Source organism: Paraburkholderia terrae, from assembly GCF_002902925.1.
GTDB lineage: Bacteria > Pseudomonadota > Gammaproteobacteria > Burkholderiales > Burkholderiaceae > Paraburkholderia > Paraburkholderia terrae.
In genome coordinates this window covers 1015108-1035789 of the sequence record NZ_CP026113.1, presented here as the reverse complement: position 1 = coordinate 1035789, position 20682 = coordinate 1015108, and the positions used below count along the sequence as shown (strand labels likewise).

The following is a 20682-nucleotide window of genomic DNA, read 5'->3' as shown; positions in this document are numbered from 1 at the left end:
TGCGTTGCAACCATAAGGAGGAAACAAGTGCAGGCAAGACACACTCTCGCGGTCATATTTGCATGCGCGGCGCTCGGCGCGCTGTCCGTTCAACCGGCGCGCGCGGACAGCGCACCCGACGAAACGATCACAGTGGAAGGCCTGTCACGCCCCACCGATATCCTCATCGACAAATGGGGCGTGCCGCATATCTTTGCGCAGAACGAACACGACGCGTTCTTCGTGCAGGGCTTCAACGCCGCGCGCGACCGGATGTTCCAGATCGACTTGTGGCGCCGACGCGGTCTCGGCGAACTCGCCGAAGTGTTCGGCCCTGCCTACGTCGAACAGGACAAGGCGACGCGGCTCTTTCTGTATCGCGGCGACATGGCGGTGGAGTGGCAACGCTACGGTCCCGACGCGAAGCCGGTCGCGACGCGTTTCGCAGCGGGCGTGAATGCGTATATCGACTGGCTCGCCGCGCATCCGGACCGCTTGCCGTACGAGTTTCGCAAAGTCGGCTACTGGCCCGCGAAGTGGTCCGCCGACGACGTGGTACGCATCCGCAGTCACGGCCTCACGCGCAATCTGGAGAGCGAAGTGGCGCGCGCGAAGGTCACGTGCAAAAGCACACTCGATGCGGATTCGATCCGCTTCGGATTGCAACCGCAGTGGCAGCCGCACATGCCCGAAGGACTCGATCCCTGCCTGCCCGACGACGTCCTGAAGGTCTTCAACCTCGCCACGCAAAACGTACGCGTGACGCGTGACTCGTTGAAGAGCGCCGACGCAGCGACAACCGTGATCGCCGCCGCCGACAATCCCGAGGAAGTCACAGAAGGCAGCAACAACTGGGTGATCGCGCCGGACAAATCGGCGACGGGCCGCGCGATCATGGCGAACGATCCGCACCGCGCCTATGCCGCGCCGAGCCTGCGCTACATCCAGCAGATCAGCGCGCCGACGCTCGACCTGATCGGCGGCGGCGAGCCGTCGGCGCCTGGCGTTTCGATCGGACATAACGGCGCGATTGCGTTCGGTCTCACGATCTTCAACATCGATCAGGAAGACCTGTACGTCTATGAACTGAATCCCGCGAACCCTCACGAATACCGATACAAGGAGCGCTGGGAGCCGATGCGCATCGTGCGCGAACAGATCGCCGTGCGCGGCGGCCAGCCCGTTACCGCGGACCTCGCGTTCACGCGGCATGGTCCCGTGATCTACACGGAAGATGCGAAGCATCGCGCGTTTGCCGTACGCACCGCGTGGCTCGCGCCGGGCATGTCGCCTTACTTCGATTCCGTGCGCTACATGCGCGCGAAAAACTACGCGCAGTTCAAGAACGATCTGTCGACATGGGGTGCGCCGACCGTCAATCAGGTCTATGCGGACACGCATGGCGACATCGGCTGGGTGCCGAGTGGTCTCGCGCCCAAGCGTCCGAACTGGGACGGCCTGCTGCCCGTGCCAGGCGACGGACGCTATGAATGGGCCGGCTTCTGGCCGCGCGACGACATGCCTTCCGCGTTCAATCCGAAGCAAGGCTATTTCACCACGTCGAACGAAATGAATTTGCCCGACGACTACCCCGCTGCGCAGCGCAAGCTCGGCTTCGAATGGACCAACGGCTCGCGCCATCAACGCATCGACGAAGTGCTGAAGGCGTCGCCGAAAGTGTCGATCGAAGACAGCGAGCGTCTGCAGAACGACGACGTGTCGATTCCCGCGCGGCGGCTCGTCGCATTGCTCGCGCCGCTGTCATCCGACGATGCCGACACACGCGCCGCGCTCGCGCTGCTCAAGGGCTGGGACGCGCAGATGGGCGCGAATTCGCCGCAAGCCGCGCTGGAAGAAGTGTGGCTGTCGCGCCATCTCGGCCGCGCGTTCAAGGAAGCGGTGTTGCCCAAGGCCGCCGCCGATGCGTTCGGCGCACCCGACACAGCCGTGATGCTCGATACACTCGAACATCCCGACGCGCGCTTCGGCGACAACGCGCAAGGCAAGCGCGACACTGTGCTGCTGACGAGCCTGGGCGACGCGTATCGCGAGATGGTCCGCCTGCAAGGCACCGACGCGAGCGCATGGCAATGGGGCAAGCTGCAGACCAACCTCAACGCGCATCCGTTCGCCGATCTCGTCGACGCCGACATGCGCGCGAAGCTGAACGTCGGACCGACGGGCAAAGGCGGCAGCGCCTACACGCCCAACCAGTCGACGTATCGCGCGAGCGACTTCCGCGAGACCAACGGCCCGTCGTTTCGCGTGATCGTCGATGTCGGCAACTGGGACAACTCGCGTGCCGTGAATCTGCCCGGCGAATCGGGCGATCCCGACAACCCGCACTTTCGCGACCTCGCGCAGATGTGGCTGGACGGCGAGTATTTCCCGCTGCTCTACACGCGCGCCGCCGTCGAACAGGCGACGGAAAAGCGCATTCATCTCGTGCCCGGCACATCGACGCGATGACCTCCGACGCCCGTCCGTCTGCCATCCCTGCGCACGGCGAAGCCCGGCAGATGGACGGGCGCGCGCCGTTCGTGATCGTGATGAATGCCGGCTCCGGGCGCAAGCAAGGCGAGACCACGGCTGCGTTGATCGCGAACGCGTTCGGCAAAGCGAACCGCGAATACGAACTGATGCTCGTCGACGATCCGTCGCAACTCGGCGCGACGGCGCAACGCGCGGTCGAACTCGCGCAGGGACGCGGCGGCGCGGTGGTCGGTGCGGGCGGCGACGGCACGCTGTGCGCGGTCGCGCAGGCGGTGATCGGCAGCGGCTGCGCATTCGGCGTGCTGCCATGCGGCACGTTCAACTATTTCAGCCGCGACCACGGCATTCCCGCCGATCCCGCGCAAGCCGTCGATCTGCTGCTGACGGCACGCGCGCATCCCGTGCAGGTCGGCTACGTCAACGACCACATGTTCCTCGTCAACGCGAGCCTCGGGCTGTATCCGAAGATGCTGGAGCATCGCGAAATCTACAAGCGGCAATTCGGGCGCAGCCGCCTGGTCGCGCTGTGGTCGGCGATTGCGATGCTGTTGCGGCGGCATCGGCATCTGCGTCTGCATGTCGATCACGAAGGCACGATGCAGGAGATCCGCACGTCGACGCTGTTCGTCGCCAACAACCGGCTGCAACTCGAACAGGTCGGCGCGGCGGAAGCGCCGTTGCTGGCGCAAGGCTTGCTGGTTGCATTGGCGCCGCGCGCGATCGGCCGCGTTGCGCAGATCGTGCTGTCGCTGCACGGCGCACTGAGCCGGATGAGCGATGCGGACAACGTGATCGGCTTCGCGTTTCGCCGCTTCACGGTCACGCATCCGTCGAAGCGGCGCAGGCGTGTCAAAATCGCAATGGATGGCGAAGTCACGCGCATGCAGATGCCGCTCGAATTCCGTGTCGGCGACACGCCCCTTTATCTGCTGAAACCCGAGGCCGATGTCGCCGCCCTGAACCGCTCATGACGCTGTTGCTCCAGATCTCCGATCCGCATTTCGGCACCGAACGGCCCGACGTCGTCGAGGCCTTGCTGCAACTCGCCGCGCGCGAGCAGCCGGATCTCGCCGTGCTGTCCGGCGATATCACGCAGCGCGCGCGGCGCAGCCAGTTCGCGGCGGCGCGGGCGTTCGTGGACCGGCTGGGCGTAACACCGACTCTCGTGATTCCCGGCAATCACGACATTCCCCTCTTCAACCTGTTTGCGCGCGTGCTGCATCCGTATGCGAATCATCGACGCGTATTCGGCGCCGATCTCGAACCCATTTTCGAGTCGCGCGAACTGCTGGTGATCGGGCTGAATACGACGCGCCGCGCGCGGCATACGGATGGCGAAGTCTCCACGGAACAGATCGAACGCGTCGCGCGGCGACTCGAACGCGCAACGCCGCTGCAACTGCGCGTGGTGGTCACGCATCATCCCGTGGCGTCCGTCGCGGCAGAGGACACGCGCAATCTGCTGCACGGCCGCGAACCCGCGATCCTCCGATGGGCGCAGGCAGGCGCGGATCTGATCGTCGGCGGACATATCCATTTGCCGTATGTGCTGCCGCTCGCGAGCCGCATGGACATCGCGCGGCCCGTGTGGGCCGTGCAGGCGGGCACCGCGGTATCGACGCGCATTCGCGCGCAAATTTCGAATTCCGTCAATCTGATTCGCTACGACGCGGGCGATCCGAATGGGCGCAAAGCCGTCGTTGCCCGCTATGACTACGACGAAAGCGGCCACGCATTCGTGCCTGTGCTGGAACATGCACTCGATCTCGCCAGCGCGGATGAAGCGCGTTCGCCCGTTTCGGCGCGCGCGGCCGGCTCGTCATGATGGAGCTTGCGAGCGTCGCGGGCCGTCATGCGCTCGAACTGATGGTGGCGACGCTGATCGTCGCGGAATGCATTGCGTACGGTGCGTTTCGTGTGGGCCGCGCGCGCATGCTGACATTTAACGCGGGGATTGGCGTTGGCGTGGTTGTCATCGTCACTGCGGCCGCGTGCTTCGCGGCGCTCACGCATGCGTTGTTGACCGATCCCGCGTTGACCCGCTTCGACCTCGCGTTCGCGCTAGATCTCGGCGCTGCCGTGCCGCGCGAAGTCAAACATGCCTTCGCTATTGCGACACATCTCGGCGATCCAAAGGTGCTAGCGGTCTGCTGCACAGCGGGCGCCATTGCGCTGCTGTCGACGCGGCACCTTCTGCTCGCCTGCACACTCGCCGCGGCTTCGGGCGGCAACGGCCTGTTGAACATGACGCTCAAGCAGTTGATCCGCCGCGCGCGGCCTGACTACGACACCGCGTTCGCGTCCGTGCATAGCTGGAGTTTCCCGAGCGGCCACACATCCGGCTCGCTCGCGACTTATGGCGCGATCGCGTATGTGCTCATACGCACGCTGCCCGCGCGCTGGCGCCTGCCCGTGGTCCTGGGGGCGGTGGCTGTCGTCGGGATGATTGCGTGGAGCCGGCTGATCATCGGCGTGCATTTCGCCAGCGATGTGCTTGCGGGCGCGATGACGTCAACAGCATGGCTCACGGCCTGCGTGCTGGTGGCGGAGTGGCTGCGGCGACGCGTTATCGGTTGAGACGTCTGTCAACGGCGTGCTTCGCGTTCACGCCATCGCGACTTTGCCGTGCGAAGACGAACTTCAGCCACTCGCGCCCATTGACGACCAGCATGCCCACGAGCACGAGCGCCGAGCCCGCGAGAAAGGTCGGATCGAGCCGTTCATGCAGCAGCAGCGCGCCGAGCGCAACGCCGAACATCGGCGCCATGAACGACAGCACGCCGAGCCGCGACGCAAGATAGATTCTCAGCAGATAGAACCACGCAACGTAGCTAAAGAAACAGACGACGAAGGCCTGAAACCCGAGGCTCGCCCACACCAGCGTGTTGCCATGAAACGTGGACTGGCCGGACAGAAGGGCAAACGGCAGCAACACGACAAAGGCCCACACCAGTTGATAGAACAACGTCTGCGTGGCGGGCGCTTCGCTCAGACGCGACGCGCGCACGGCGACGGTTGTCAGGCCCCACACTGCGCCCGCGCAAATGCCCAGCAGGTCGCCCAGCATCCAGTTCGGCGCTGACGGCCCTGCTCCGCCTCCCGCGCCCGGCCCGACAAAGGTAATCACGATCCCGACGAAGGCGATCGCGATGCCCGTCCACTGCATGCGCGTCAAGCGTTCGGAGGGCAGCGCGATCTGCAGACCGACTGCCGCGAACATCGGCGCGGTGTAAAGGAACACGGCCATGTGAGACGCCGTGGTCAGGCGCAGGCCTTCGGCAACGAACAGAAACTCGGCGGCAAACAGCACGCCGACCAGCGAGCCCGGCCCGAGCGCAACACCCTTGAGCCATGTGTCGCGCACGATCAACCGGCCGAACACCCAGACCAGCACGGCGGCAACCCCGGAGCGCAGCGATACCTGAAGCAGTGGTGCGACATCGGCAGCGATCGCTTTCATTGCCGCTTGTTGGAGTCCCCATATCAGGCACAGCATCACCATGCTTGAAACGGCGAGGCCGTCCAGAGTCTTTCTCATTGATATTTGTCAGCAGGTCTTGCGCGAAAGCGCCTTAGGCGTGGTTCGCGTGCATAGATACAGCGCGGCGGGTCGGGCTCGATGATGTCGCGTGTGAGGCGGCTGGATGCCGTCACGACGAATCTGTGAAGCCGTTTATTGGATCAATCCCCGCGCGCAAGGCATTCGATTGTCAACCATTTGCACTGCGTTGTCGAATCGCTGCCGGCGCGCGAAAGACCTGCCAGGTGCTACGGAAAGATCGGCGAAGCGGGCTCCGCGCCTTCTAGATCGGCTCGCGGCACATGCTGCGCAATCAATTGCTCGATCTCATGTTCACGCGATCCGGGCACGTCGGCCATGATCAGCAACTGGCCGTCGCGTATCGCATCGCGAAAACGTTCCAACTGCGTATTCGGCTCGTTGACGCCGATCATCGTGGCCGTCCACGCGCCGAAACCGGCGCCCGCCACTGTCAGCATGACGACCGCACCGCCCGCGATGGCCAGTTCGGCGGGCGGATAAACAAGCGCCACGAGGCCAAGCAGCGCGCCCGTCACGCCGCCGAGCGCCACGCCGCGTTCCAGCGAATGCACGACGTCGCTGCTTTGCAGCAAAGAGGCTTGGGGCAATTCTTCGAGGGTGACGCTGTGATTCGCGAGCACGTGGATGTGCCGCCATGTGATTCGCGCGCGCAGCAGGTCGTCGACGATCGCTTTCGCGGTCAACGTGTCGGGGGCAATGAAATAAAGGCGTCTCATATCGGCTCTCCGTCAATTGGCGGCATCCACAACGGGATGCAACGGGGCGATGCCTCTAATCGTACGCCTGAATGGCCGTTCAGCGGGCCGCAAACACGCTATTCAAGCATGCTGCAATGCGGCACCTAGCCATGTCCCGTCACGAACTTCTTCGTTGCGTGATAACCATGCTTTGTCGCGTCGGCAACGGCATGGCCTGCCGTTTTCGCGCCGTGTCCGACCGCATGCACGCCGTCGCGAACGGCGTGCCCGGTCTCCCGGCCTGCCGTCTTCGCGTCGGTCTTGAACTGGTGAGCGCCGCTTGCGAGGCTCGCATGCGCCAGCGGGCTGACCACGGCAAGCATGGCCACGATGATTGCAATTCTGGGCGTTTTCATGTCCCTGATTTTCCCACATCGGCTGGCGCGTACCTGAGCCCGCCCGGTAAGCATCGTGTGGAATTTGTATCGCGATGTTTCCGCGTCCGCTTTCGATCAATCAAACAATCGCCTTACATCGCGCCCGCTTTCACTCGCGCGCGCTTACGTCTAGGCTAGAACAAGCTCGATACGCATCTGACACGCATCTCTCACCAACGTTCTGCCGCAACGGAGCGAGGCCCGCCATGCAATTGTCCGCCGTCACCGTCGTCAAGCCCGAAACGACCAACTTCATTCTCGGGCAATCCCATTTCATCAAGACCGTCGAGGATATCCACGAGACGCTCGTCGGCACCGTGCCAGGCATCAAGTTCGGCCTCGCGTTCTGCGAAGCGTCCGGCAAGCGGCTCGTGCGGCGCTCCGGCACCGACGATGCGCTCGTCGAGATGGCCAGCCAGAACGCGCTGAACGTCGCGGCGGGCCACAGCTTCTTCGTGTTTCTCGGCGACGGCTTTTTCCCCGTCGACGTGCTGAATGCGCTGAAGGGCGTGCCCGAGGTGTGCCGCATCTTCTGCGCAACGGCCAACCCCGTCGAGGTGCTGGTGGCGGAAACGGATCAGGGACGGGGCATCGTCGGCGTGATCGACGGGTTCTCGCCCCTCGGCGTCGAAGGCGCGGAAGACGTGAAATGGCGCAAGGACCTGCTGCGCACAATCGGCTATAAACTTTGACCCGAATGGAACATCGACGCCTTGCGCCCGGTACGCTGTGGGCCGCCATCGAGCGGCAGACCGAACACGCGCTGCGCTGCGGCGCGCTGCAACCTATCGATACCGTTCAGGCCGTGATCGAAAGCGGCGTTGTCCGGTTCGTCGTGCGGCAGGTGTCGAGCCTCACACGCAAGGAGCAGCAGCGCCGGCAAGCGCGCAAGCTGCAGACGGAGAAAGGTCCTGTCGCGAATCCGTTTCTTCCTTACGAGCCGGACCTGTTCGTCGCCGATATCTCCGATACGCATCTGGCCTTGCTCAACAAGTTCAACGTCATCGACCATCATCTGCTGATCGTCACACGCGATTTTCAGCGGCAGGAAGCGCTGCTCGATCTCGCGGACTTCGAAGCGCTGAGGGCCTGCATGGCGGAATTCGATGGCATCGGCTTTTACAATGGCGGCCCCGAGGCGGGTGCCAGTCAGCCGCACAAGCATCTGCAGATCGTGCCGCTGCCGCTCGGCGATTCGGGGCCTGCCGTGCCTGTCGAGCCGCTGCTAGCAGAAGCCGTCGCCAATGGGCCAGCGATGCGCGTGCCGGGCCTGCCGTTTCGTCACGCATTCACGCGTATCGCGCTGGATCATGCGACGCCCGCCGATGCCGCAAAGACAGCACTCTTCTGTTACCGCGCGTTGCTCGACGCGGCGGGCGTCGGCGCCACGGAGACCGACGGCGTTCCATGTCAATCGTCGCCGTACAACCTGCTCGTCACGCGCCAATGGATGCTGCTCGTTCCCAGATCGGCGGAACACGTGGAGGGCGTGTCGGTGAACGCGCTAGGGTTCGCCGGATCGCTCTTCGTGCGTGACGCGGCACACCTGGCACTGATCGAGCGGGTCGGCCCGATGACCGTGCTGCAACGCGCCGGCCTGCCCTGGCCGCAATAGGATCGCCCTATGACTGGCACATGAAACTGGTATTTCCGCCGTATTCGGGCTTCGCCTAATCTCTGCGTATCGGGAACAAACCCGAGAACAAACGCGCTGGCAACTGCCGGCGACGGAGACAGGCATGACCGAGCAGTCCGCCGCATCCGATGCGCAAACCGTAATCGCCGCCGACATCGTCGTGCCCACCTCGGCTGTCGCGCTGGGCGCCACGCTCGACTACGACGCGCCGCCGCTTCCCGGCGACGCCCTTCCGCTTCTCTGGCACTGGATCTTCTTCCGCCCGACCATCGCGCAGGCGCAGATCGGCGAAGACGGCCATCCGCGTAAAGGCGGCTTTCTTCCCGACCTCGGCTTGCCGCGCCGCATGTGGGCAGGCGGCCGCCTGCGCTTTCACGCGCCCGTGACGGTCGGCAGCGCGATCACGCGCGAATCGTCGATCCTGAACGTCAGCGAGAAGCAAGGCCGCACCGGCAAGCTCGGCTTCGTCACCGTACACCACCGCATCTATTGCGAAGGCACGTTCGCCATCGACGAAGAACAGGACATCGTCTACCGCGAACCGGCCGCGCCTGGCGCGCCCGCTCCCGCACCGACCGCCGCGCCCGATGCCGCGCAATGGCACCGGCAGATCGTCCCCGATGAAGTGCTGATGTTCCGCTACTCGGCGCTGACCTTCAACGGGCACCGTATCCACTACGACAAGCCTTACGCGACGCAGGTGGAAGGCTATCCGAATCTCGTCGTGCATGGACCGTTGATCGCCACGCTGCTGATGGATCTGCTGCGCAGGCAGAGCCCCGACGCGAAGGTGCTCGAATTCTCGTACAAGGCGATGCGTCCGAGCTTCATGGGCAACGCCCTTCATCTGTGTGGCCAGCCGTCGGCAGACGGCAAGACGGTCGAACTGTGGTCGAAGGACCACGAAGGCTGGCTGACCATGACGGCGCGCGCGACGCTCGCCTGATCCCGCAATCCGCAACTGCAGAAGAATTGACCATGATCCATACCGTCACCGATCCGTTTCAGGACATCCGCGAAGCCGTTCGCGACCTCTGCCAGCAATTCCCGGCCGAGTACTTTCGCAAGGTCGATGAAGAGCGCGGCTATCCCGAAGCCTTCGTCGACGCGCTCACCAAAGCAGGCTGGCTCGCCGCGCTGATCCCGCAAGAATATGGCGGCTCGGGCCTGGGGCTGACGGAAGCGTCCGTCATCATGGAAGAGATCAACCGCTCGGGCGGCAACTCGGGCGCGTGCCACGGGCAGATGTACAACATGGGCACGCTGCTGCGCCACGGCTCGGCGGAACAGAAACGGCTGTATCTGCCGAAGATCGCGAGCGGCGAGCTGCGCCTGCAATCGATGGGCGTCACCGAGCCGACGACGGGCACCGACACGACGAAGATCAAGACGACGGCCGTGCGCAAGGGCGACCGCTACGTCGTCAACGGACAGAAGGTGTGGATCTCGCGCGTCCAGCATTCCGACCTGATGATCCTGCTCGCCCGCACCACGCCGCTTGCCGACGTGACGAAGAAAAGCGAAGGCATGTCGATTTTCCTCGTCGATCTGCGCGATGCGATCGGCCACGGCATGACGGTTCGTCCGATTCCGAACATGGTCAATCACGAGACCAATGAACTGTTCTTCGACAACCTTGAAATCCCCGCTGACAACCTGATCGGCGAAGAAGGCATGGGCTTCAAGTACATCCTCGATGGACTGAACGCCGAGCGCACGCTGATCGCAGCCGAATGCATCGGCGATGGCTACTGGTTCATCGACAAGGTCTCGCAGTACGTGAAAGACCGCGTCGTGTTCGGCCGTCCGATTGGCCAGAACCAGGGTGTGCAGTTTCCGATTGCGCGCTCGTACGTCAACATCGAAGCGGCGAACCTGATGCGCTTCGAGGCCGCGCGCCGCTTCGACGCACACGAGCCGTGCGGCGCGCAGGCCAACATGGCAAAGCTGCTCGCCGCCGATGCTTCCTGGGAAGCGGCCAACGCCTGCCTGCAGTTTCATGGCGGCTTCGGCTTCGCCGCTGAATACGACATCGAGCGCAAGTTCCGCGAGACGCGTCTCTATCAGGTCGCGCCCATCTCGACGAACCTGATCCTGTCGTACGTCGCCGAGCACATCCTCGGTCTGCCGCGTTCCTTCTGAGAGCGAGTCCGATCATGCGTCCGCTTCAAGGCATCAAGGTCGTCACGTTCGAACACGCGATCGCCGCGCCCTTCTGCACCCGTCAACTCGCCGATCTCGGCGCGCGTGTCATCAAGATCGAGCGCCCCGGCGCGGGCGACTTCGCGCGCGGCTACGACGAGCGCGTGTCGGGACTCGCGTCGCATTTCGTGTGGACCAACCGCTCGAAGGAAAGCATTACGCTCGACGTCAAGCAGCCGCAAGCGCTCGACATCGTACACAAGCTTCTCGCCGATGCCGACGTGTTCGTGCAGAACCTCGCGCCCGGCGCGACGCAGCGCCTCGGTTTCGACTACGCGACGCTGAGCGTGAGGTATCCGAAGCTGATTGTCTGCGATATCTCGGGTTATGGACTGGATGGTCCCTTTCGCGACAAGAAAGCCTATGACCTGCTGATCCAGAGCGAATCGGGATTTCTGAGCATCACGGGTTCAGAAGGCGAGCCCGCGAAAGCGGGCTGCTCGATCGCGGACATTGCGGCGGGCATGTATGGCTATACAAACATCCTCGCCGCGCTGCTCGAACGGGCGCAGACGGGACGCGGCAAGCATATCGATGTATCGATGCTCGAAAGCATGGTCGAGTGGATGAGCTACCCGCTTTACTACTCGATCGATGGACAGACGCCGCCGCGCCAGGCGGGCGCGTCTCACGCAACGATCTTTCCGTATGGTCCGTTCGTCGCCGGCGACGACAAAACCGTGATGCTCGGCCTGCAAAACGAGCGCGAATGGAAGAACTTTTGCGACACGGTGATCGAGCGCCCGGAACTGCTCACGGATGAGCGCTTCGCGTCGAACAGCGGCCGCGCGAAGCATCGCGAGGAACTTACGCGCGTCATCGTCGACGCGTTTTCGGCGTGGACGGCGGCGCAGGTGATCGAGCGTCTGGAGAAGGCCAGCATCGCGAACGCGCGGATGAACGACATGCACGATGTCTGGAACCATGAACAGTTGCAGGCCCGGCAACGCTGGACGCATGTGCAGACGGCTGCGGGCGCGATCCCCGCGCTCTATCCGCCCGGCATGACCGCCGAAGACGAGCCTCGCATGGACGCCGTTCCCGCGCTCGGCGCGCATACCGACGCGATCTTGCGTGAACTGGGTTTCAGTGCAGCGGAGGTGGACGCGCTGCGCGCATCCCATGCCGTCTAGCTGTTTTACGAATCGGGCAATCACTTCAAAACAATCGCGCCCCGCCTTGCCCTCTCCCTGCATGTGGCGAGGCAACCCAACCAGGAGACACAACCATGTCCGTCAACGCCGCCGGTCGGCTCGACCGTCTGCCCATTTGCCGCTTCCACTGGAAGATACTCGGCCTGATCGCCGGTGGCGCGTTTCTCGACGCGTTCGATATCTATCTCGCCAACGGCTCGGTCGCAGCCATGGTGAAGGAAGGTTTCACCGATCTCCAGCATGGCGCGATGTTCGTCTCGGCGACCTTCGTCGGCATGATGATCGGCGCGTATGCGGCGGGTCATATCGGTGATCGGCTCGGACGACGTTATTCGTATCAGTTGAATCTCGGCATCTTCGGGGTGGCCTCGATTGCCGCGTGCTTCGCGCCGAACATCGAATGGCTGATCGTGCTGCGCTTCATCATGGGCGTGGGGCTCGGCGCCGAGTTGGTGGTCGCGGCGGGCACGCTCGCCGAGTTCGTGCCGCCTGCGACGCGCGGCAAGTGGGTATCCCTGCTCGCGATCATCATCAACAGCGGGCTGTTCGCGGCACTCGCGGCGGGCTACTGGATCATCCCGAACCTCGGCTGGCGCTATATGTTCGCGATTGCGGGTATCGGCGCGTTGATCGTGTGGTTCCTGCGTCACCGGATGCCCGAATCACCGCGCTGGCTCGAATCGACGGGCCAGCTCGACGAAGCGGAAGCGACGCTCGCCGCAATTGAGCGTGAAGTCGAAGCGCGCGTCGGTACGTTGCCGCCCGTGCAACGCGTAATCAACCTGAACGTCGGCGCGGTGCCGTTGAGCGCGCTGTTCGCGCCGGGCATGCGCGGGCGCACCTGCGTCGCGGCGCTCACCGCGATTGCCGTCAACATCGGGCTATACGGTTTCATCGCGTGGCTGCCGACCTTCTTCGTCAGCGAAGGCCTGTCGATCGTCAAGTCGCTCGGCTTCGTGATGTTGATGTCGATCGGCTCGCCCGTCGGCGGCCTGGTCGGTTATCTGATCGCGGACCGGATCGGCCGCGCGAAAGGCATCGTGCTCGCCGCGCTGGTCAGCATCGTGTTGGGGTGGATCTACGTGACGTTGCGCGAGCCTGCGCACATCATCATCGTCGGCTTCTGTCTCGTCACGACGATCTATACGATCACCACGCTCGGGCTGTTCGGCTACATTCCCGAACTGTTTCCGACGGAAGTGCGCCTGCGCGGCACGGGCGTCGCGGGAACATGCGGACGCGCCGCGTCGATTGCGACGCCGTATCTGGCGCTGCTGCTGTATCAGCGTGTCGGCGTGTCCGGTGTCATTGCGATGGTGAGCGTGATCTTTGCCGTGCTGTGCGTCGCAATCTGCATTCTTCGCGTCGAGACGAGCCGGCATGCGCTCGAAGATGTCGCGCCGGGAACCAGCGACGCCGCGTCTGCCGCCGATAACCGCGACGCGGCGCACGCGGCGGAACACGCTTAGGCGCGGATCGAAATCAACCGGGCGTGGTTTGCTTGCGCAGCGTCACGCCCTGCCATGTTTCGCATTCGACCTGCTCCGCAATCAACTCGATGAGCGTTTGCCGCACGGCCACCGTCGCCGAATGCATCGGCACGCCGTTCGGCCAGCAGATGCTGGCAGGACGGCGAATGACGGGATCGACGATCTTGCGCATCTTCGGCATGCGAGTTTGGTCGAGTTGCGCGAGCGCCGATGACGGCAGAATCGTGCAGGCCCGACCCGAATGTGCGATCAGCAGCATCGACGGCAAGGAATCGATATCGGCGATGATGTTCAGCTCGACCTTCTCGCTCGAAAAGGTCCGCTCGATCAGAAGGCGCAAGCCATTCGACACACCCGGCGCAACCAGCTTGACGCCCGCGAGCTTCGCGAGCGGACAGGTAGTTGAACGCGGCGAGACCGCGCCGCCTGGTTCGCCGAGCAGATAGAGCGTCTCGTCGAGCACGGGCAACGCGGATATTCCAGGCGTATCGGACTCGCGAAACAGGATCGCGAGGTCCAGTCTGCCGTTCGCAAGCAACTCGTTGAGATAGCCGCTCATGCTTTCGAAGAACTGCAGACGGATGCCCGGATAGCGGTCCTGAATCCGCTCGAAGAGCGGCACGGCGAGCACCGATGCCATAGTCGTCGGCAAGCCGACTGCCACCGTTCCCGACTCGCTGCCCGCGCCCTTCGTCACTTCCTGTTTGAGCTGTTCCATCTGCCGAAGCACGAGCCGCGCATGACGATAGAGCGCATCGCCTTCAGCCGTCGGCGTCACGCCATGATTGCTGCGCAACAGCAGCGACACGCCGAGTTCTTCTTCGAGGCGCGCCATCTGCTGACTCAGTGAAGGCTGCGCGACAAAGAGCTTTTCCGCCGCTTTGCCAAGACTGCCGTAATCGACGATGCTGACAAAGTAACGGAGCTGGCGAACGTCCATGAGCGGTTGAAGGTGTGAGCAGTTGTGTGATGAGCGCCGTTCGGTTTGTCGTTACGTGTTGGGGCGCCTGGGCTGGGAGCCCATTTTATACTGCCGCTTGCTCGATGGACTTGCGATGCCTGCTCTATACACCGCGGCTTGCGTCGAGAATGCCTTGCGCACGAATGACAACGGGCCGATCGACCATCTTCCCGTCCACCGCCACGGCTGCGCCGTTCGCGCGCTCGAACGCGTCGAGCACTTTCTTCGCCCACGCTATTTCCGCCTCGCCAGGCGCGAAGCACTCGTTGATCGTCGAAACCTGTTTGGGATGAATGCAGAGCTTGCCCGCGAATCCCCAGCGCTTTGCTTTTGTCGTTTCGGCTTCGAGCAGTTGCGTATCGTCGATGGCGGGCGTCACGCCGTCGATGGGCGGCCGTATCTCTGCGACGCGCGAAATCATCACGAGCTTCGCGCGAAACGTATCCAGTTCCTCGCCATCGGAGGCCATGCCCATGTCGGCGCAAAAGTCGAGTGTGCCGAACATCAGTTGATGCACGAAAGGCGCCTTCGCGACTTCGAGCACGTTCCACATGCCCTTCGCGCTTTCGATCAATGGGAAGACGGGCATCGTGCTTCGGGTCCGCGAAACGAGCGTCGTGACATCGGCTGCGCGCTCCGCTTTCGGCAAGACGATGCCCGCGACCCCGCGCAGCTTGCCCAGCGCGGCGTCCTGCTCGAACCACGGCGTGCCGACGGCGTTCACGCGGATCAACACCGGGCGCTCCGGCGAGAGCCACGCGGCTACGGCCTGTCTGGCGCGGTCCTTGTCGTCGGGTGCGACGGCATCTTCGAGATCGACGATGACGGCGTCCGCGCCGCTGCTTAGCGCCTTCTCGAAGCGCTCCGGACGCGTGCCCGGAACGAACAGAAACGAGCGATGCTGGCGATCAACAGGCTGTGACATCTCGACTCCTGACAAGTATGTTCGTCACAGCGCGCCCGTTAGTTCTGGCACAACGTTGAACAGATCGCCGACGAGGCCATAATCCGCGACGCTGAAAATCGGCGCTTCTTCGTCCTTGTTGATCGCGACGATGACCTTCGAGTCTTTCATGCCCGCCAGATGCTGGATCGCGCCAGAGATGCCGACCGCGATGTACAACTGCGGCGCGACGATCTTGCCGGTTTGACCGACCTGATAGTCGTTCGGCACATAGCCAGCATCGACGGCTGCGCGCGATGCGCCCATTGCTGCGCCGAGTTTGTCGGCCAACGGCTCCAGCACTTGCGTGTAATTCCCGCCACTGCCAAGACCACGACCGCCCGACACAATGACGTTCGCTGACGTCAGTTCCGGCCGATCGAGCTTTGTCACTTCACGGCTCACGAACTGCGAGATGCCTGCGTCAGGCGCTGCGTCGATCTTCTCGATGGATGCATCGCCGCCTTCTGCTGCAACGGCGTCGAAACCCGTTGCGCGCACCGTAATGACCTTGATCGAATCGTGCGATTGAACCGTGGCGATGGCGTTGCCAGCGTAGATCGGGCGCTCGAATGTATCGGCGCTCACCACAGCCGTAATCTCGCTGATCTGCGCGACGTCGAGCTTTGCAGCGATGCGCGGCGCGATGTTCTTGCCGTAGGCCGTCGCCGGCGCGAGGATGTGCGAGTAATTTTTCGCGATGTTCAGCACCGTCGCCTCGACGTTTTCCGCGAGGCCTGCTGCCAGTTGCGGCGCATCGGCGAGCAACACCTTCGACACGCCCGCCACCTTCGCAGCGGCATCGGCCGCGCCTTGCGCGTTGTGACCCGCCACCAGCAAATGAATGTCGCCCCCAATCTTCTGTGCAGCAGCAACCGTATTGAGCGTCGCTGCCTTCAGCGCCGCGTTGCCCCCCAAGGGGGCTTCCTTCGGGGCGTCGTGTTCAGCAATTACCAGAATCGTCATGTTCTTTCCTGTACTTCAGAGAACTTTGGCTTCGGTCTTGAGCTTCTCGACCAGTGCAGACACATCAGCCACCTTCACACCAGCCGAGCGCTTTGGCGGCTCGCTGACTTTCAGCGTCTTCAGACGCGGCGTGACATCGACGCCCAGGTCTTCGGGCTTCACGATCTCGAGCGGTTTCTTCTTCGCCTTCATGATGTTCGGCAGCGTCACATAGCGCGGCTCGTTCAGGCGCAGATCCGTCGTGATGACTGCGGGCAACGTGAGCGACAACGTTTCCGCGCCGCCATCCACTTCGCGCGACACCGTCACCTTGCCATCCGCCACCACAACTTTCGATGCAAACGTCGCTTGCGGCAGCCCCGCCAGAGCAGCGAGCATTTGCCCAGTCTGATTGGAGTCGTCGTCGATCGCCTGCTTGCCGAGAATCACCAGTTGCGGCTGTTCCTTGTCAACCAGCGCCTTGAGTAACTTCGCGACAGCCAGCGGTTGAAGTTCCTCATTCGACTCGATCAACACAGCGCGATCCGCGCCGATCGCCAGTGCCGTGCGCAGCGTTTCCTGACACTGCGCGACACCGCAAGACACAGCGATAACCTCGCTGACAACACCCGCCTCCTTCAACCGCACCGCCTCTTCAACAGCGATTTCATCGAACGGATTCATCGACATCTTCACATTCGAAATATCGACTCCCGTGTTATCCGACTTCACGCGGACCTTCACGTTGTAGTCAACCACTCGTTTAACAGGGACCAGCACTTTCACGGGCGTCTCCACTTATAGAAGAATCACGAGCCTGAGCTTCGTTAGCAGCCTCTATTTGAAAGCCTGCCCTGCCCCAACGCAAATACCAGATTGCTCTGCCCGTCATAGGTTTCAACGATGACGGACACCCTCGCTGCCGATTTTTTGCAACGCCCCTACAATAGCTGTGGCCACGGCGAAACCCCTCGCCGGTGTTGTTAGACAACGCATTTACATCATGAACATTGCCCACATCAGATCGCGATTTTTTGTTGCCGTCCTGTTCTTCACGATGTTTGCCTTCGGCAACACGGTATCGGCGCAGACCGTCGATAGCTCCGATCCGCAGATACTGATCAAGTCAGTGACGCAGCAGGTGCTCGACGAAGTCCATACGCAGGCGATCGACCCATCGGATATCCCGCGCATCATGAACATCGTGAACCGGGACATCCTGCCTTATATCGACTTCGAACATACGACGCAGCTTGCCTTGGCCCGCTACTGGCGGACGGCCACGCCCGCGCAGCAGCAACAGCTGGTGCAACAGTTCAAGATGCTGCTGATCCATCTGTATTCGGGCGCGCTCGCGCAGCTCAAGCCGGATCAGAAGATCGACTATCCGCCGATGCGTGTCGCGCCGACGGACACCGACGCCGTCGTGCGCACGATCGCCTCTACCAACGCGCAGCCCGTCGAGATCGATTACCGTTTGCGCAAGACGCCGCAAGGCTGGCGCGTCTATGACCTCAACGTGATGGGCGCATGGCTCGTGCAGACGTACCGGCAGCAGTTCGGTGAAACGATCCAGCAAAGCGGCATCGATGGACTGCTGCGGTTTTTGACGGACCGCAACCAGCAACTCGCGTCGGGCAAGCCGCAGTAAGCGGCGTTATCTGAAGTGATGAATCGAAGGTCTGCGTAGCGCCCGCGCGCGCATCGTGACGCTGGAAACACAGCACGACGCGCGCGTGGCTGACAGACGCCAATCGCGCGCTTTCAGCCAGCGGCCGAAGCGAACACCGTCACCAGACGATCCAGACCGTTCACTTCCCAGTCCGGCCGCTGTCCCATTTCCTCGAACGTCTTGCCGCCACGGTTGATCCAGCAGGTCGGAAAACCGAAGTAGCGCGCGCCCGTCGCATCCCACGCATTCGACGACACGAACAGAATTTCCCTTCGGCCGACGCCAAACGTCTGTTCCGCGAGTTCGTAAGCGCGATTGTCCGGCTTGTAGACGCGCACGGGATCGACGCTCAGCAGATGGTCGAAGCTGTTCCGAAGCCCTGCATTAGTCACGACGGCGTCGATCGAATGCGGCGAGCCGTTCGACAGGATCGCGAGCTTCAGTCCGCGATCCCGCAACGCGCGCAGCGCATCGGGCACTTCCGGATAAGCCTGCAAACGCAGATACGCATCCGACAGCGAACGGCACGCACGTTCGTCAAGCTCCAGCCCAAGATGCCGGATCGTGAAGCGCAACGCTTCTTCCGTCACGTGCTCGAACGGGATATAGCGGTTCATCAGGCTGCGCAGCCACGTGTATTCGAGTTGCTTCTGCCGCCATACGTTGCTGATTTCCTGGCCGCGTCCAGGGAACTGCTCGTCGCACTGGACGGCAACCGAATGCACGTCGAACAGCGTGCCGTACAGGTCGAATGCAATGGCCTTGATGTGATTCATACCGCGTTCTCCTCCAGAAAAATATGAAGCACTGCACGTGCTTTACTCCCGACTCTTCTCCTTGAGCCGCGCCCGATGCGCGGCCACCTTCGCCCGATTGCCGCAGACGGCCATGCTGCACCACCTGCGCGCATGGCCTCGCGTGTGATCGGCGAACAGCAGCGTGCATGCCGGGCCTTCGCACGCTTTCACCTGCGTGAAATCCTCTTCGCAGACGAGTTTCGCCAGCGCCTCGGCGATCGGCATCAGCAACGACTCCGCCGACTCCCAGCGCCGCACCGTGCGAAACGAAAACGCGGTCGGCGCGTCCGAACCGTTCGCGACGATCTCGCCATGCTGCTCGTCGCGCTCGAGTAACGCGTTCACGGGTTTGAGTTCGCGCAGATCGGTCGCCGCGAGCGCATGCCCTTTCCTCTTTTTCACGTAGCCCCGAAACCACTCGCGCAGTTCGCGCGCCTTCGCCGCGATCTCGTCGAGTTCGGCGGGCGTCGCGCGTGAGCGGATCGACGCGAGCGCTTCGGGCGGCACCATGCCGGCCTGTTCGAGCCAACGCAGCAGCCCTTCGCCGTCGCTGATCCAGTCGACGGGGACGTCGACGGGCGTCGCAATCGAATTCAGGAAATCGAGCCCCGGCGCGTCGGCCAAGAACATGGCCGGTATCTGGCGGTAGTCCATTGCTATGACAAATGTAAGGTGACGATGACTCCATCGTAACCACTAAAAAAGCACTTGACAAGTTACATCGTCACTTAGTAACCTATAAAACATGCGCTGAACGGTTACAAGAGATTGCGCGATTCTGAAGCAAGGCGCGGCACAAGTCGCGTTGATTGAGTCGAGTGAAATTTATCTTTACGGAGAGAAACGCCATGTCCACGATTGCCCATCGCCGCGCCGACGTTGACGGTTTCAACGTGTTCTATCGGGAAGCAGGCCGCGCCGGCGCGCCGAAGCTGCTACTGCTGCACGGCTTTCCGAGTTCCAGCCATATGTTCCGCGACCTGATTCCGCTGCTCGCGGACCGGTTTCATATCGTCGCGCCGGATTTGCCGGGCTTCGGCCAGTCGGACATGCCGGAGCGCGGCCAATTCGCCTACACGTTCGATAACCTCGCCAATGTGATCGACCGGTTCACGGAAGTGGTCGGCTTCGACCGCTACGCCGTCTACGTTTTCGATTACGGCGCGCCGACGGGTTTCCGGCTCGCGCTGAAGCACCCCGAGCGCATCACGGGGATCATTTCGCAGAACGGCAATGCGTATGTGGAAGGACTGAGCGAAGGCTGGAATCCGATTCAGGCGTACTGGAAGGAGCCGACGCAAGCGAACCGCGACGCGCTGCGGGCCATGCTGACCCGCGACACGACGATCTGGCAATACACGCACGGCGTGAGCGACGCGACGCAGGTTTCGCCCGACGGCTATTCGCTCGACGACTACTACATGAATCGTCCGGGCGCGCACGAGATTCAACTCGACCTGTTCGGCGACTATCAAAGCAACGTCGCGCTGTACCCGGCGTTCCAGCAGTACTTCCGCACGCACCAGCCGCCGTTCCTCGCGGTGTGGGGCAAGAACGATCCGTTCTTCCTGCCGCCCGGCGCCGAAGCGTTCAAGCGCGATCTGCCGAATGCGGACGTGCGTTTCTTCGATACGGGCCACTTCGCGCTCGAAACACACGCGGCTGACATCGCCGCCGCCATCTCCGGCTTTCTGACTCGCTGAAACCTATGGGCGAACCGCTGGTTCGCCCGAT

The 20682-nt window shown here is 62.9% G+C and carries 21 protein-coding genes; 12 read left to right on the top strand and 9 right to left on the bottom strand.

The genetic code is table 11. The annotated features are described in order from the left end of the window. The first annotated feature begins 27 nt into the window (after positions 1 to 27). The 4 genes from C2L65_RS34495 to C2L65_RS34480 are packed head-to-tail and all read left to right on the top strand — an operon-like array spanning position 28 to position 5049. Positions 28 to 2448, top strand: coding sequence for a penicillin acylase family protein (locus tag C2L65_RS34495; RefSeq protein WP_042306212.1), 2421 nt, complete (start codon positions 28 to 30; stop codon positions 2446 to 2448). After that, positions 2445 to 3443 carry a diacylglycerol/lipid kinase family protein gene (locus tag C2L65_RS34490; RefSeq protein ID WP_081920841.1) on the top strand — a complete coding sequence of 333 codons (999 nt, stop codon included), beginning with the start codon at positions 2445 to 2447 and terminating at the stop codon, positions 3441 to 3443. The genes C2L65_RS34495 and C2L65_RS34490 overlap by 4 nt, the downstream gene beginning before the upstream one ends. Further along, positions 3440 to 4297 carry a metallophosphoesterase family protein gene (locus C2L65_RS34485; protein WP_042306213.1) on the top strand — a complete coding sequence of 286 codons (858 nt, stop codon included), beginning with the start codon at positions 3440 to 3442 and terminating at the stop codon, positions 4295 to 4297. Before C2L65_RS34490 ends, C2L65_RS34485 begins: the two co-directional genes overlap by 4 nt. Next, positions 4294 to 5049 carry a phosphatase PAP2 family protein gene (locus C2L65_RS34480; protein WP_042306214.1) on the top strand — a complete coding sequence of 252 codons (756 nt, stop codon included), beginning with the start codon at positions 4294 to 4296 and terminating at the stop codon, positions 5047 to 5049. The genes C2L65_RS34485 and C2L65_RS34480 overlap by 4 nt, the downstream gene beginning before the upstream one ends. On the opposite strand, the gene C2L65_RS34475 is transcribed toward C2L65_RS34480, so the two are convergent. The 3 genes from C2L65_RS34475 to C2L65_RS34465 form a co-directional block, all read right to left on the bottom strand. Continuing rightward, positions 5039 to 6010, bottom strand: coding sequence for a DMT family transporter (locus tag C2L65_RS34475; protein ID WP_042306215.1), 972 nt, complete (start codon positions 6008 to 6010; stop codon positions 5039 to 5041). The two genes, C2L65_RS34480 and C2L65_RS34475, sit on opposite strands and share 11 nt — an antisense overlap. A gap of 230 nt (positions 6011 to 6240) precedes the next feature. Beyond that, complete coding sequence (locus tag C2L65_RS34470) at positions 6241 to 6750, bottom strand: membrane protein (protein ID WP_035995104.1); 510 nt, start codon at positions 6748 to 6750, stop codon at positions 6241 to 6243. A 125-nt stretch (positions 6751 to 6875) separates the two neighbouring features. Continuing rightward, positions 6876 to 7127 carry a hypothetical protein gene (locus C2L65_RS34465; protein ID WP_042306216.1) on the bottom strand — a complete coding sequence of 84 codons (252 nt, stop codon included), beginning with the start codon at positions 7125 to 7127 and terminating at the stop codon, positions 6876 to 6878. 227 nt (positions 7128 to 7354) lie between these two features. Between C2L65_RS34465 and C2L65_RS34460 the strand changes: the two genes are divergently transcribed. The 6 genes from C2L65_RS34460 to C2L65_RS34435 all read left to right on the top strand — a co-directional run bounded on the left by C2L65_RS34460 (position 7355) and on the right by C2L65_RS34435 (position 13609). After that, positions 7355 to 7840, top strand: a complete 486-nt coding sequence (locus C2L65_RS34460) for an adenosine-specific kinase (protein ID WP_042306217.1) — start codon at positions 7355 to 7357, stop codon at positions 7838 to 7840. A gap of 5 nt (positions 7841 to 7845) precedes the next feature. Beyond that, complete coding sequence (locus C2L65_RS34455) at positions 7846 to 8763, top strand: ATP adenylyltransferase family protein (RefSeq protein WP_042306218.1); 918 nt, start codon at positions 7846 to 7848, stop codon at positions 8761 to 8763. Between the two features lie 124 nt (positions 8764 to 8887). Then, on the top strand, positions 8888 to 9730 hold the full coding sequence (locus C2L65_RS34450) for an HTD2 family dehydratase (RefSeq protein WP_042306219.1): 843 nt from the start codon (positions 8888 to 8890) through the stop codon (positions 9728 to 9730). A 32-nt stretch (positions 9731 to 9762) separates the two neighbouring features. After that, the gene (locus tag C2L65_RS34445) at positions 9763 to 10926 is read left to right on the top strand and encodes an acyl-CoA dehydrogenase family protein (protein ID WP_042306220.1); all 1164 of its coding nucleotides are present in this window, start codon (positions 9763 to 9765) and stop codon (positions 10924 to 10926) included. 14 nt (positions 10927 to 10940) lie between these two features. Then, positions 10941 to 12119, top strand: a complete 1179-nt coding sequence (locus tag C2L65_RS34440) for a CaiB/BaiF CoA transferase family protein (RefSeq protein WP_042306221.1) — start codon at positions 10941 to 10943, stop codon at positions 12117 to 12119. A gap of 95 nt (positions 12120 to 12214) precedes the next feature. After that, positions 12215 to 13609: an MFS transporter gene (locus tag C2L65_RS34435; RefSeq protein ID WP_042306222.1), complete on the top strand. Its 1395-nt coding sequence runs from the start codon at positions 12215 to 12217 to the stop codon at positions 13607 to 13609. A 13-nt stretch (positions 13610 to 13622) separates the two neighbouring features. Here C2L65_RS34435 and C2L65_RS34430 read toward each other — a convergent pair whose 3' ends face one another. The 4 genes from C2L65_RS34430 to C2L65_RS34415 all read right to left on the bottom strand — a co-directional run bounded on the left by C2L65_RS34430 (position 13623) and on the right by C2L65_RS34415 (position 17265). Continuing rightward, positions 13623 to 14570 (bottom strand): LysR substrate-binding domain-containing protein, encoded by a 948-nt coding sequence (locus C2L65_RS34430; protein WP_042306223.1) that lies wholly within the window; start codon positions 14568 to 14570, stop codon positions 13623 to 13625. A 124-nt stretch (positions 14571 to 14694) separates the two neighbouring features. Then, a complete protein-coding gene (locus C2L65_RS34425) occupies positions 14695 to 15516 on the bottom strand; it encodes an HpcH/HpaI aldolase/citrate lyase family protein (RefSeq protein WP_042306224.1) in 822 nt (273 codons plus the stop codon). Positions 15517 to 15540: 24 nt separating this feature from the next. Continuing rightward, positions 15541 to 16500: an electron transfer flavoprotein subunit alpha/FixB family protein gene (locus C2L65_RS34420; protein ID WP_042306225.1), complete on the bottom strand. Its 960-nt coding sequence runs from the start codon at positions 16498 to 16500 to the stop codon at positions 15541 to 15543. Positions 16501 to 16515: 15 nt separating this feature from the next. Continuing rightward, positions 16516 to 17265, bottom strand: a complete 750-nt coding sequence (locus C2L65_RS34415) for an electron transfer flavoprotein subunit beta/FixA family protein (protein ID WP_042306262.1) — start codon at positions 17263 to 17265, stop codon at positions 16516 to 16518. Positions 17266 to 17536: 271 nt separating this feature from the next. Here C2L65_RS34415 and C2L65_RS34410 point away from each other — a divergent pair, with 271 nt between their 5' ends. Further along, on the top strand, positions 17537 to 18130 hold the full coding sequence (locus C2L65_RS34410) for an MlaC/ttg2D family ABC transporter substrate-binding protein (protein WP_397326868.1): 594 nt from the start codon (positions 17537 to 17539) through the stop codon (positions 18128 to 18130). Between the two features lie 113 nt (positions 18131 to 18243). On the opposite strand, the gene C2L65_RS34405 is transcribed toward C2L65_RS34410, so the two are convergent. Both C2L65_RS34405 and C2L65_RS34400 read right to left on the bottom strand, forming a co-directional pair. Then, a complete protein-coding gene (locus C2L65_RS34405; RefSeq protein ID WP_042306227.1) occupies positions 18244 to 18927 on the bottom strand; it encodes a haloacid dehalogenase type II in 684 nt (227 codons plus the stop codon). A 42-nt stretch (positions 18928 to 18969) separates the two neighbouring features. Then, positions 18970 to 19602, bottom strand: coding sequence for a CGNR zinc finger domain-containing protein (locus tag C2L65_RS34400; RefSeq protein WP_042306228.1), 633 nt, complete (start codon positions 19600 to 19602; stop codon positions 18970 to 18972). 194 nt (positions 19603 to 19796) lie between these two features. On the opposite strand from C2L65_RS34400, the gene C2L65_RS34395 reads away from it, so the two are divergent. Beyond that, on the top strand, positions 19797 to 20651 hold the full coding sequence (locus C2L65_RS34395) for an alpha/beta fold hydrolase (RefSeq protein ID WP_042306229.1): 855 nt from the start codon (positions 19797 to 19799) through the stop codon (positions 20649 to 20651). Positions 20652 to 20682 lie beyond the last annotated feature (31 nt).